Genomic DNA, 12780 nt, shown 5'->3' with positions numbered 1-12780 from the left:
CTTATACGCGTTTTATTCTTGATCAAGGGAGAGTTCAAAGCCTTTATGATACTAAAAAAAAGAGCATTGCACTATTGATTGATGTTTTTTGCTTGATCCACACCCACCATCGTGGCTGTAATGCGATCATAGATCGTTTGATGCAACCCTCGTTTGTCATAAAAGCCCATGATGAATGTGCCAAGTAAAATCAACAAACCAATGGTGCTTAAAAAAGAGACCAACAAGAAAAAAGCGGTGATGATGCACGTTTGGCGCAAAATGGCTTGACGCAACAAGACTTGAGGACCAATCAATGAATAGACACGGATTCTAAATAAACGTTTGCCAAAGGTTGCGCGATATTTGCTGTCCATCAGGCCAAAATAAAGCACTTGAATGGCAAAGGCAAAAAACATCACACTCATCACTAAATCTGCAAAATCCTCATTGGCCATATAGCCATTGACCACATTGCGCACATCTTCTTGCGTCACTGCGCCATTTAACGCATTTGACAATTCATACAACAAAGACGTATTGATGATGCCAAGCGGCGCAAGCACCAACTCGAGCAGGACATTCGATAAAATGATGCAGATCATCATGTCCACAATGAAAGCACCTGCACGTTTGAGCATCGATGCTGGCGCAACTTTCACAACGGTGACATTGTCGCGTTGCACATTTTTGATGGTTTTTTGCAGCTCTACAAATGCCTCTTCTAGAAGCTTTTCAGTCTCTTTAGCCTGTTGATCTACAGCCGCTGCGGGCTCAGCTTCAAGGATTGCCACAGGTTCAATCACCACCACTAAACCAAGGCCGGCCAAATAATCTCGAATGTATTCAGCCTCTTCGCGCGTTGCTTCGTGTTTGATGATGGTTTTATCGGTGTTAAACCATGAGGCAAAGAAATCATCCTCTTTGTGATATGCCCCTGCCAATGCGCGCATGGCCATCTCTTGGCTATGCCCCGCTTTTAATTCACCATAAAACAGTACCTGATATTTCTCTTGTCCCACTGTATACCCTTATTTGACTGAAGAATCATCGCCCCATTTATGCATGAGGTCATGTTCAATGTTGAGTTGATCTAAAATTCTGGCCACCATAAAGTCGATGATGTCATCAACGCTTTTTGGCATGTGATAAAAGCCAGGATTTGCAGGCATCACGATCGCGCCTGCTTCGGTTAATGTGAGCATGTTTTTGATGTGAATGGCGTTAAGCGGTGTTTCCCTTAACACGATCACCAACGGCTTGCGTTCTTTGAGCATCACATCGGCAGCGCGCTCAATCAGATTGTTCGATTGCCCAGTTGCCACCGCACTCAAGGCACCTGTTGTGGCCGGTACAATCACCATCGCGCGCGATGCATTTGAGCCCGATGCCATCGGGGCGCTCCAATCTTCCACACCATAAATGCGCAGTAAATCGGGTTTATCCACACCCACAAGTGCAAGCAGTCGCTCCTTTTGCACTTGGGGTTGATTGCCAAGTTGTACATCCATTTCCATTGCAAACACCAGCAAAGCGGCTTTACTGATCACCACATTTAAGGGGTAATCAGCTTTGAGCAGCACTTCAATCAGGCGAAGGCTGTATTGCACACCCGATGCACCTGTGATGGCAATGGAAATGCGTTGATGTTCTTTAGGCAAATTAGGCATGTTCAATCGCTTGCATATCTTGTGCAGTAAAATCATATGTTTTACCACAAAATTCACAAGTCACACTCAAATGGCCATCTTCTGCCAAAATTTCATCCACTTCTTCTTTAGACAACTGCTTGAGCATGCTCTCTGAACGTTCACGCGAGCATTGGCAATGGAAATGCAGCGGCTCTGCATCAAATAAACGCACATCATCTTCAGAATATAAACGATACAACAATGTTTGCGTATCTAACTCGCTGAGCTCTTCGCCCGTTACAGTTTCGGCTAAATGGCACACACGATTGAAGGCATCTTCATCTTCCATTTCACCTGGAATGCGCTGAAGCAATAAGCCGCCCAATTCATCTTGACTGTTGCGTAAGAAAAGGGCTGTGCGAAGCTGCTCAGAAGTTTCAAAATAACGCTCAATCGCCGCAGAAATGCTCTCATCGATCAATGGAATCACACCTTGATAGCTGTTATTTGAGTTGGCATTTTCTGCTGTGATCACAACGCGGCCACCTTCTGTGAGCGCTTTAAATGTGGCATTTTCTGGCAAATCATCACGATATGTGGCTGTGGCTCTAAAGCCGCCATCATGCGTGATTTGCACCACCAACATTTGCAATGCGCCGGTGGCTTCAATTTGCACCGTCAAGCGACCTTCGATTTTAATTGTGGCGCTCAATAATGCTGTGGTTGCCACCAATTCACCCAAATATTGCTGCACAATGGCAGGATATTCACGGCGATTTAAAATTTCTTGCCATGCGCTGGTCAATTTGACGCGCTCACCACGGATCGGCAAATTTTCGAATAAAAAGCGTTGAAACATATTCACATTTGATTGCATGTGTTCACCTTGTACGGAAAAATAAAAGATCAATGGTTAAGTATACTACAAGATACCCAATTTCGGTTTAACCACGTGCACATTGAGGATTCTGCGATCATCCACTTCTTTGACCGTAAAGAGATAGCCTTGCAATTCAAGGGAATCGCCCACGGCAGGCACATTGTCAAAAATGTCCACAAGCATACCACCAAGAGAGCTGTAATCATCTTGTTCATCCACAAGGCCGCGTACACTCAAGGTTTGCTCCACTAAATGAAGATCACAAGAACCTGCCATGATCCACTCATCTTCGCCGATCACTTCAATCGATGCTTTTTCATCTTCATCGGGAAATTCTCCGGCAATCGCTTCGATGATGTCTAACAACGTAATCACGCCATGTACTGAGCCAAAATCATCCGTCACAATCACCATGTGCGCATTTGTATGACGGAAAATGTCCATCATCTTCAATACAGTTGTGGAGCGATGAGAGAAAATCGCAGGTTTAATGGTATTTTCACGGTCGATTTCACCGGTTGTCATTAAATCGGCAATCACGTCTTTTGCGCGCACCACACCGATGACTTCATCTAAATGACCCTCACACACCGGAAAATAGTTGTGGGGAATCTCTTTGACTTGGCGCAAGATTTCTTCTTTTGAATCTTGAATGTTGATCCAAGAGATATTATTGCGCGGCGTCATGATCGAGCGAATCATCCGATCACCTAAAGTTAAAACGCCGCTCACCATGTTGCGTTCATCTTGCCCGAAGATTTCAGGTTCATCTAAATGATGATCATCCTCTTCTTCAGCTTCGCTCTCTTCATGCTTATCATTTGTACCCAGCATTTTTAGCACCAAATTCGCTGCGCGTTCACGCCTTGAATATTTGCTCTCTTGCTTTAAGAGATTGCGATTGATCAATTGATTGATGAGCTCAATAAAGACAGAAAAACCAATGGCAGCATAAATATAGCCTTTAGGCACTTCAATGCCAAAGCCTTCCATGATGAGGCTTAAACCAATCATCAATAAGAAGCTTAAACACAACACCACAATGGTGGGATGACGATTGACAAAGTCCGTCAATGCTTTAGCAGCAAAGAGCATCAAGCCCATAGAGATGCTCACAGCTGCCACCATCACCCAAAGGTGTTTTGCAATGCTCGTCGCTGTAATGACGGCATCAAAGGAGAATACAGCATCTAAAACAATGATTTGTAAAACAATTGGCCAGAATTTCGCATAGCCTTTTGATTTGCCTTCCACAATCATGCCGCCTTCTATGCGCTCATGAAGCTCGCGGGTGGCTTTTTGCAATAGGAAGAAACCGCCAAAGACTAAAATAATGTCCCGAACGGAAAAAGGATGCTGAAAAAATGGATCGGTAAAAAGTGGTTGCGTGAGGGTGATCATCCACGTCATGACGGACAATAAACCAATACGCATGATGAGCGCTAAGCTTAAGCCGGTGATTCTTGCACGATTTCTTTGACGAGGCGGAAGTTTATTAGACAGTATTGCAATGAAGATTAAGTTATCAATACCTAAAACAATTTCTAAAACAATTAGAATGATGAGCGAAACCCATATCGATGGGTCCAGCAGGACTTCCATATATTTCCTCTATATGCAGTAAATAAAGCGTATAATTTGCATCACTTTTCTATTGAACGCAAACTATTTTACAATAATTCACATTTTAACCCAAAATCGGAGATTTCATAGTCACATGGTTACCGCTTCAGCCTCTGCCCACACGCCAATGATGCAACAATATTTTGGCATTAAGTCTGATTATCCTCACATGTTGGTGTTTTACCGCATGGGGGATTTTTATGAACTGTTTTATGAGGATGCAAAGCGGGCAGCAAAGTTGCTAGACATCACTTTAACTGCCCGCGGGCAATCAGCCGGTGAGCCAATTCCAATGGCGGGCATTCCCTACCATGCGGCAGAAAGCTATTTGGCGAAACTTGTGCGCCTTGGTGAGTCAATTGCCATTTGTGAACAAGTGGGCGAAGTGCAGGCCAAAGGCCCGGTCAAACGTGAAGTGGTGCGCGTCATTACGCCAGGAACACTCACCGATGAATATCTTCTGGATACCAAGCGCGACAATCAAGTGGCTGCTCTGACGCTTCATCAAGGTCAATGGCTGTTGTCATGGCTGGATCTTTCAAGTGCGCGCTTTAAACTCACCGATCCCTTAACGGAATCTGAATTGCTCTCTGAGCTCATTCGCATTCAGCCTTCTGAAATCATTGTGCCGGAAGATTTAACACTGCCCGATGCCATCGCTAAAATCGCCATCACACAATCCTATCCTGCTTGGCACTTTGATTTATCACGCAACAGTGAAAAACTGCGTCAACATTTTAAATTAACATCGCTGCAAGGCGTGGGGCTCACAGATGATGCCTTGCCCATCATGGCCGCAGGTGCTTTACTGACGTATGCCAAAGAGACACAAAAAAGTGAGCTTGACCATATCACAACGCTGCACATTGAACACATTCATGATGCATTGATCTTAGACACAACAACGCGTAAAAATCTTGAGATCGAGCGCACATTAAGTGGCGGCAGCGAACACACATTGCGCGCCCTCATTGATCATTGCCAAACGCCGATGGGCTCGCGTCTGTTGTCCCGTTGGCTCAATCGCCCTTTACGAGATCACGCCACATTAAATGAACGTCTTGATCTCATCGAAGCGATCGAACCTTTGTGTGAAGCGATCAGCCCACTTTTAAAACAGATTGCAGACATTGAGCGCCTCGCCACACGCATTGCCCTAAAAACGGCTCGTCCACGTGACTTGATTCAATTAAAGCAGAGTTTAGCGGCACTACCGGCTTTGTCTGATCACATTGCCAACCATGCGGCCATTACCCGAATCGCACCTACGTGGCTTGCTGACTTAATGCCCATGCCGGCACTCTTTGAGCTCATCAGCCGTGCCATTGTCGATGAGCCCCCGGTGTTGATTCGTGATGGTGGCGTCATTCGCATGGGCTATGATGCCCAATTAGATGAGCTGTTAAACCTCAATCATGAAGGCAAAAACTATCTTTTAGAACTTGAAGAGGCACAAAAACGCACCACCGGCATCACCCATTTAAAAGTGGGTTATAACCGCGTGCATGGTTATTACATCGAGGTGCCGAGCCAATATGCAGACAAAATGCCACCTGAATACGTGCGTCGCCAAACTTTAAAAGGCGTAGAGCGCTACATTACGCCGGAATTAAAACAGTTTGAAAACAAAATCCTGCATGCTAAAGAAAATGCCCTTGCCCTAGAAAAGCAACTGTGGGATCAACTGCTCGATCAAATCATCCCTGAAGTGACGCGCTTGCGTTTACTGAGCGATGCAATTGCTCATGTGGACATTTTCGTAAACTTTGCCAACCTTAAAAACAACCTCAATTGGTGCCGCCCGCAATTTACACCCACCATTGGCATCACCATTGTTGAAGGACGCCATCCGATTGTGGAATCCACCATCACGCACCCTTTCATTGCCAATGATACAACATTGTTGCCGGATCAACGCATGCAGATCGTGACGGGGCCCAATATGGGCGGTAAATCCACTTACATGCGCCAAACAGCATTGATCACACTTTTGGCTTATATTGGCTCTTTCGTCCCTGCAAAAGCTGCCACCCTTGGGCCTGTAGATCGCATTTTTACCCGCATTGGCGCACAAGATGATCTCTCCTCTGGGCAATCGACTTTTATGGTGGAGATGCTTGAAACCGCCACCATTCTCCATTACGCCACAGAAAAAAGTTTGGTGTTGATGGATGAAGTCGGCCGCGGCACCTCAACCCTTGATGGATTATCCCTTGCGTGGAGCGCCGCTGTGTATTTGGCCACGCGCTTAAATGCCCTCACAATTTTTGCCACCCACTATTTTGAAATGACAGAGCTTGAAAACCTCTATCCGCAGATTGTCAATCTGCATTTAGATGCTGTGGAATATAAAGATGAGATCATCTTCATGCATGCGGTGAAAAAAGGCGCTGCATCCAAAAGTTATGGTTTACAAGTGGCCGCCCTTGCCGGCATTCCTCAAGATGTGATTGCAATGGCCAAGGAAAAACTGCAAGAACTTGAACACTCATTTGCCCATGCCACACAGCATCAACCCATCGAGCTGCCCAAAACACCTTCTGAACAATTACCGCTCTTTATGGCAGAGGAACATCCTGTGGTGACGCAGCTTAAAGCCACAAATGTTGATCGATTGACGCCAAGAGAAGCGTTGCTCCTCCTTTATGAACTCTCCGATCAACTCTAATTATAAACCTTCCTTCACGGAAGGTTTTTTTTCAAATCAAAGCGTGCTATGTTCGAAGATACATCACCTTTTATTTCGGAGCGCCCATGGACAACGCTGAATTATTCGCCAGCATCGATGCCATCAAAGATGAGATGATCGCCATTCGTCACCATCTTCATCAACATCCTGAAATCGGTTATGAGGAGCATTTAACCAGTGATCTTGTGGCCGAACGATTGACACAATGGGGCTATACTGTCCACCGCGGGCTTGCTAAAACCGGCGTTATCGGACAGCTCAAAAATGGTGAAGGGCCAACCATTGCTTTACGCGCAGACATGGATGCCTTACCCCTTGAGGAGCACAATGATCTCCCTTATCAAAGCAAACACACCGGTAAAATGCATGCCTGTGGGCATGATGGACACACAGCGAGTATGCTTGCCGCAGCCCGTTATTTGGCAGAGCATCGCCCATTTCAAGGCACCGTAAACCTTGTGTTTCAACCTGCAGAAGAGGGTTTAGGTGGCGCGCCACGAATGATGCAAGAAGGTTTATTTGAGTCATTTCCCTGTGATGCCATCTTTGGCTTTCATAACATCCCCAATTATCCTGCCGGACACTTTGGCTTTTGTCATGGGCCGGCCATGTCTTCAGCCGATGCCGTCACCATCACCGTCACCGGCAAAGGTGGACATGGCGCACTGCCCCATTTAAGCATTGACCCGATTGTGGTGGCATCCTCCATTGTCATGGCACTGCAAACCATTATCTCACGTAATCTCAATCCCCTTGAAACGGCGGTTATTTCTGTGGGTTCGATTCATGCAGGCACCGCCACCAACATCATTCCCAATCATGCCGTGATTAAACTCACCGTACGTACGCTCAATAAAGCCGTACAAGCACAGATTGCTCAGCGCATCACAACGATTGCCACATTACAGGCAGAAAGTTATGGCGCAACGGCGACCGTGGATTATCAAAAAGATGTGCCCGTTTTGGTCAACACTGAAGCAGAAACGCGGTTGGCAGAAGATGTAGCGCGCAATCTCTTTGGTGATCACGCCGTGATTGATCACTGCCCGCCCGTGCTTGCAAGCGAAGATTTTGCCTTTATGTTAGAGGCGCGCCCGGGCTGCTATTTATTTGTGGGCAATGGCACAACAGGTGCACACAGTTGCTCGCTCCACAATCCCCATTATGATTTTAACGATGAAATTTTGCCCATTGTGGCAGCGTATTGGGTCAAATTGGTGGCAACGTTTTGCCCGCAATCGGCCATCATCGATGAATAAAATTATTGCAGCATTTTGTGATTTTTTTGTGTTATTGTAGGAAAAACAGATTCATTCATACGAGATCAATCACAAATGCTAGAAAATATAACAAATTCACCCATTTTGCTTTACGGCACCAGCGATTGTCATTTGTGCGAAACGGCAATGGAAATTTTGGATGAACATCACATTCCTTATGAATTCATCGACATTGCCCATGACAATAATTTAGTGGAACAATTGGGTTGGTTCATTCCTGTCATCAAAGTCAATGATGAGATGATCAAGAGCCCATTGAATTTTAATGAGCTCTTGCCAAAGTTAAAAGCCAGCCTTTAATCAATGCTCGATGTTCAGGCGCTTGGCTTCCCATTTACGGGATTTCCAGCGCCAAGCATTGACAAGACCGCGAATCCACTCATCACACAAAAAGCCGATCCAAATGCCAATGAGCCCCATTTCCAACACAAAACCGAAATAGTAACCCACAGGAATGGCAATGCCCCACATAAAGACCAATGCGGCATAAAATGGGAAACGGGCATCGCCTGTTGCACGCAGCGCATTGACCATCACAATGTTTTGTGTGCGCCCGGGCTCTAACAAAATCGAGAGTAAAAAGAGCGGCAATAACAACTCTTTGATGATCGGATCTTCCGTAAAGCTGTCCACCACTAAATATCGAGCAAAGTAAAACACCACAACCACAACAAAGGTGACGAGCATGCCGGTGCGTAAACTCTTCCACGTGCGGGCGGATGCTGCATTAAAGTTCGATGCACCCACCAAATGCCCCACCAAAATCTCATTGCCAATGCCAATGGCCAACGCAAAAAGCATCAACATGTATGAAAGCTGCAAATAGATGTTGTGTGCGGCCAATGCATCTTCCCCCATTTTGCCCACAAAGGCGAGCATCACGAGCATTTGCGCCGTCCATGAGAGATTTTCCCCTGCCGATGGCAAACCAATTTTTAAAATCTGCTGCAAAATCTTTTTATGAAACTGAAAGAACATGCGCCATTCTAAACGCACTTTGATGCCAAAAAACAAAAGATAAAAGAGCAGCGACACGCCCACAATGCGCCCAAGCAATGTTGAACCCGCCACGCCAGATAAGCCCAATTGCGGAAAACCAAACACGCCATAGAGCACAAAAATATTGCCCACCACCGTCACAATGTTCATGATCAGTGAGACATACATCGGAGCTTTTGAGTAGCCATACACCCTTAAGCAAGAGGCCAAAATGATCGCCACCGCCTCAAAAATCAGACAGATGCCAATGATGTGAAAATAGTCATACGCCATGCCTAAAATGTTCTCTGGCGTATTCATCACGGCCAATAAGTCGCACCCAAAGAACCAAATGGCCAAAAAGGTGACAAAGCCCAGCATTAAATTTAAGGTGATGGATAAATGGATGGCTTTACGCGTGGTTTCTCGATCCCCGGCGCCTAAATATTGCGCCACCACAATGCTACACCCAACACCGATGAAGTTTAAAATGGCCACGCTTGTTTCAAAAAATTGATTGCTTGCCGCAGTTGCCGCCACCATTTGAATGGAAACATGGCTGATCATCCACGTATTGATCAACAAAGTGACTAAGTGCAAAAAGATGTCGATAAAGATCGGCCAACTGATGGAAAACAGTGAGCGTTCACTGACTGCATGGGTTGATGAGGACATAGAACTCTACTTATGGAATGAGGAAGATGATGCGAAAAATGTCCGCATTATATACAGTTATGACGCATTTCAAAAGTAATCTTTATTGCCTGATTAATGCTATAATCAAAGGAGATACCATCATTTTCTACACATTCTATAAGGAATAGACATGAGTGATACCTTACCTAACCGCCCAAACATTTTCCTTTGCATCATTGGCTGGCTTGCGTTGGTGATTTTTGCCTTTTCAGTCTCATCGCCATCGCTGCTCTTTCCGATTTCGTTTGTGCCCGTGATTCTTGTTTTACTCAGCTACAACTTATACACAGAGCACCCTTCTTTTAGACGCATCGCCATTGCGCAAGGCGTCAGTGCATTGTTGTTCTGTTTATTCACCATGATTGCCTCGATTCGTTTAGAGCAGTTGCCAGGCAATTTATTGGATTTAAAATTCCATTATGGTTTTATGATTGTGCTCACCACTTGGTTATTCATCGTGATCAGCAATTTTGTGACCACAGCATTCATTTTAGTGAAAGTATTGCACAAGCACTCATCAGCCATGTTATTGTTCCTCTTTAACTTTGTAATATTTATGGCGGCATTTTATGCACTGCATTGGGCCATTCCAACATTCTTTGGCGCACCTTAAATTTTCATTACTTTACACACAAAGCCTTGATTGACATCAAAACTCAAGGCTTTTCATGCCTCAATCGCCCCATAAAATAAACATAAATTAACACAGTCAATATATAATAGAAGCATCTAGCATCACCACTCTTTTAATCATTTAGATCCGGGAGTTTGTTATGAATACGATGAATTTTGAACACGCATGGCGTGACTTTAAAGGCACTGATTGGCAAGATTGCGTGAATGTACGCGATTTCATTCAACACAATTACACACCTTTTGAAGGCGATGATGCCTTTTTAGAAGGCCCAACACCGCGCACAGAACAACTTTGGCAAGAGCTCTCAGTCCTCCTTTCTAAAGAGCGCAATGCTGTCGGCGGCGTATTAGATGTGGCAGATAATGTCGGCTCACGCATTGATGCATTTAATCCTGGTTACATCAACCGTGATTTAGAAAAAATTGTCGGCGTCCAAACCGACGCCCCCTTAAAACGCGCAATTTTCCCAAACAGCGGCTTTCGTTTAGTGGTGAACTCACTAGAAGAGATCAACCGCACCATTAATCCTGAAATTGAAGACATCTATACCCATTATCGTAAAGATCACAACCAAGCCACGTTTGACATTTATAATCCTATGATTCGTGCATGCCGCTCATCCGGCGTCATCACAGGTTTGCCGGATGCTTATGGCCGCGGACGCATCATTGGCGATTATCGCCGTGTGGCATTATATGGCGTGGATTATCTAATCCGTGCAAAAGAAGCAGAAAAAGCCGAAACCGATGATTGGGACTTCACTGAAGATACCCTTCGCTTACGCGAAGAGATGTCCGAACAATTGCGTGCCCTCAATGAATTAAAAATGATGGCGCTCTCTTATGGCTTTGACATCAGCCGTCCTGCAGACAATGCCATCGAGGCCATTCAATGGACATATTTTGGTTATCTTGCCGCCACTAAAGAGCAAAATGGCGCTGCCATGTCCTTTGGTCGCGTCTCTACCTTCCTTGACATCTACATTGAGCGCGATTTTAAAGAAGGCACATTGACAGAAACAGAAGCTCAAGAACTCATCGATGATTTGGTCATTAAATTACGCATCATCCGCTTTTTACGCACCGAAGATTACAATCAGCTCTTCTCAGGAGATCCCACTTGGGTGACAGAATCCATCGGCGGCATGGGCTTAGATGGCAGAACATTGGTGACCAAAAACAGCTTTAGATTCCTACACACATTGTACAACTTAGGCCCTGCACCAGAGCCAAACTTAACGGTTTTATGGTCCACGCAATTGCCCAAAGGCTTTAAAGATTTCTGTTCTAAAGTCTCCATTGAAACGAGCGCCATTCAGTATGAATCGGATGACTTAATGCGCCCACATTGGGGCGATGATTATGGCATTGCCTGCTGCGTCTCTGCGATGGCGATTGGTAAACAGATGCAGTTCTTTGGTGCACGTGCAAACTTAGCCAAAGCGCTTCTTTATGCCATTAATGGCGGCGTGGATGAAAAAACTGGCAAATTGGTGGTGCCAAACTTTGAAAAAATCACCAGCGATGTGCTCACATATGATGAAGTGATGCCACTTTATGACAAAATGCTCGATTGGCTTGCACAAACCTATGTCAAAGCATTAAATGCCATCCATTATTCCCATGACAAATACGCTTATGAGCGCATTGAAATGGCACTGCATGATCGTGATGTGATGCGTACGATGGCATGCGGAATTGCCGGCCTATCGGTTGCGGCGGACTCCTTATCCGCCATTAAGTTTGCCAAAGTCACGCCCATTCGCAATGAGGATGGCATCGCCATCGACTTTACCATTGAAGGCGATTATCCTGCATTTGGTAACAATGATGAGCGCGTCGATGAGATTGCCGTGGCATTGACAGAATCCTTCATGAATAAAGTCAAAGCTCAGCCCACTTATCGCAATGCCACACCGACACAATCCATTTTAACCATCACATCGAATGTGGTGTATGGTAAAAAAACGGGGAACACACCCGATGGCCGCCGCGATGGCGAACCCTTTGCGCCGGGTGCAAACCCAATGAATGGTCGTGATGTGTCAGGTTTTGTGGCCGCAGGTGCCTCTGTAGCAAAATTGCCCTATGATGCAGCATTAGATGGCATCAGCTGGACTGCATCCGCAACGCCCGGCGCCCTTGGCAATACGCTTTCTGATCGCGTTAATAATCTCTCTAACTGTTTAGATGGTTATTGCGGCGCCAATGGTTTTCACATCAATGTGAACGTGTTCAATCGCGATACGTTGATTGATGCCATGAATCATCCTGAAAAATACCCACAATTAACCGTGCGTGTTTCAGGCTATGCGGTGAACTTTATTAAGCTTACCAAAGAGCAACAAATGGATGTCATCAACCGCACTTTCCATGTGAAAGCATAAC

General features: G+C 45.4%; 10 protein-coding genes. 5 read left to right on the top strand and 5 right to left on the bottom strand.

Features of this window, described 5'->3' with window-relative positions; genetic code table 11:
* Positions 1-71 precede the first annotated feature (71 nt).
* The 4 genes from B9T20_RS08300 to B9T20_RS08285 are packed head-to-tail and all read right to left on the bottom strand — an operon-like array spanning position 72 to position 4092.
* The gene (locus tag B9T20_RS08300) at positions 72-1001 is read right to left on the bottom strand and encodes an RDD family protein (protein ID WP_094490620.1); all 930 of its coding nucleotides are present in this window, start codon (positions 999-1001) and stop codon (positions 72-74) included.
* 9 nt (positions 1002-1010) lie between these two features.
* Positions 1011-1649, bottom strand: coding sequence for a UbiX family flavin prenyltransferase (locus B9T20_RS08295; RefSeq protein ID WP_094490619.1), 639 nt, complete (start codon positions 1647-1649; stop codon positions 1011-1013).
* The gene (gene hslO / locus B9T20_RS08290) at positions 1642-2487 is read right to left on the bottom strand and encodes an Hsp33 family molecular chaperone HslO (RefSeq protein WP_094490618.1); all 846 of its coding nucleotides are present in this window, start codon (positions 2485-2487) and stop codon (positions 1642-1644) included. The genes B9T20_RS08295 and hslO overlap by 8 nt, the downstream gene beginning before the upstream one ends.
* A gap of 45 nt (positions 2488-2532) precedes the next feature.
* Positions 2533-4092, bottom strand: coding sequence for a TerC family protein (locus B9T20_RS08285; protein ID WP_094490617.1), 1560 nt, complete (start codon positions 4090-4092; stop codon positions 2533-2535).
* A gap of 115 nt (positions 4093-4207) precedes the next feature.
* On the opposite strand from B9T20_RS08285, the gene mutS reads away from it, so the two are divergent.
* The 3 genes from mutS to B9T20_RS08270 all read left to right on the top strand — a co-directional run bounded on the left by mutS (position 4208) and on the right by B9T20_RS08270 (position 8382).
* Complete coding sequence (mutS, locus tag B9T20_RS08280; protein WP_094490616.1) at positions 4208-6781, top strand: DNA mismatch repair protein MutS; 2574 nt, start codon at positions 4208-4210, stop codon at positions 6779-6781.
* A gap of 86 nt (positions 6782-6867) precedes the next feature.
* Positions 6868-8061, top strand: coding sequence for a M20 aminoacylase family protein (locus B9T20_RS08275; RefSeq protein ID WP_094490615.1), 1194 nt, complete (start codon positions 6868-6870; stop codon positions 8059-8061).
* 75 nt (positions 8062-8136) lie between these two features.
* Positions 8137-8382 carry a glutaredoxin family protein gene (locus tag B9T20_RS08270; RefSeq protein WP_233491648.1) on the top strand — a complete coding sequence of 82 codons (246 nt, stop codon included), beginning with the start codon at positions 8137-8139 and terminating at the stop codon, positions 8380-8382.
* Here B9T20_RS08270 and B9T20_RS08265 read toward each other — a convergent pair whose 3' ends face one another.
* Complete coding sequence (locus tag B9T20_RS08265) at positions 8383-9735, bottom strand: MATE family efflux transporter (protein ID WP_094490614.1); 1353 nt, start codon at positions 9733-9735, stop codon at positions 8383-8385.
* A gap of 151 nt (positions 9736-9886) precedes the next feature.
* Here B9T20_RS08265 and B9T20_RS08260 point away from each other — a divergent pair, with 151 nt between their 5' ends.
* Both B9T20_RS08260 and pflB read left to right on the top strand, forming a co-directional pair.
* Positions 9887-10369, top strand: a complete 483-nt coding sequence (locus B9T20_RS08260) for a hypothetical protein (RefSeq protein ID WP_094490613.1) — start codon at positions 9887-9889, stop codon at positions 10367-10369.
* A 169-nt stretch (positions 10370-10538) separates the two neighbouring features.
* Complete coding sequence (gene pflB / locus B9T20_RS08255; protein WP_094490612.1) at positions 10539-12779, top strand: formate C-acetyltransferase; 2241 nt, start codon at positions 10539-10541, stop codon at positions 12777-12779.
* The last annotated feature ends 1 nt before the right edge of the window (position 12780 follow it).

The sequence above is a fragment of the Wohlfahrtiimonas sp. G9077 genome (genome assembly GCF_002252155.1).
Taxonomy (GTDB): Bacteria; Pseudomonadota; Gammaproteobacteria; order Cardiobacteriales; family Wohlfahrtiimonadaceae; genus Wohlfahrtiimonas.
Note: the sequence above shows the minus strand (reverse complement) of the source record. Positions and strands in the feature narration are given on the sequence as shown.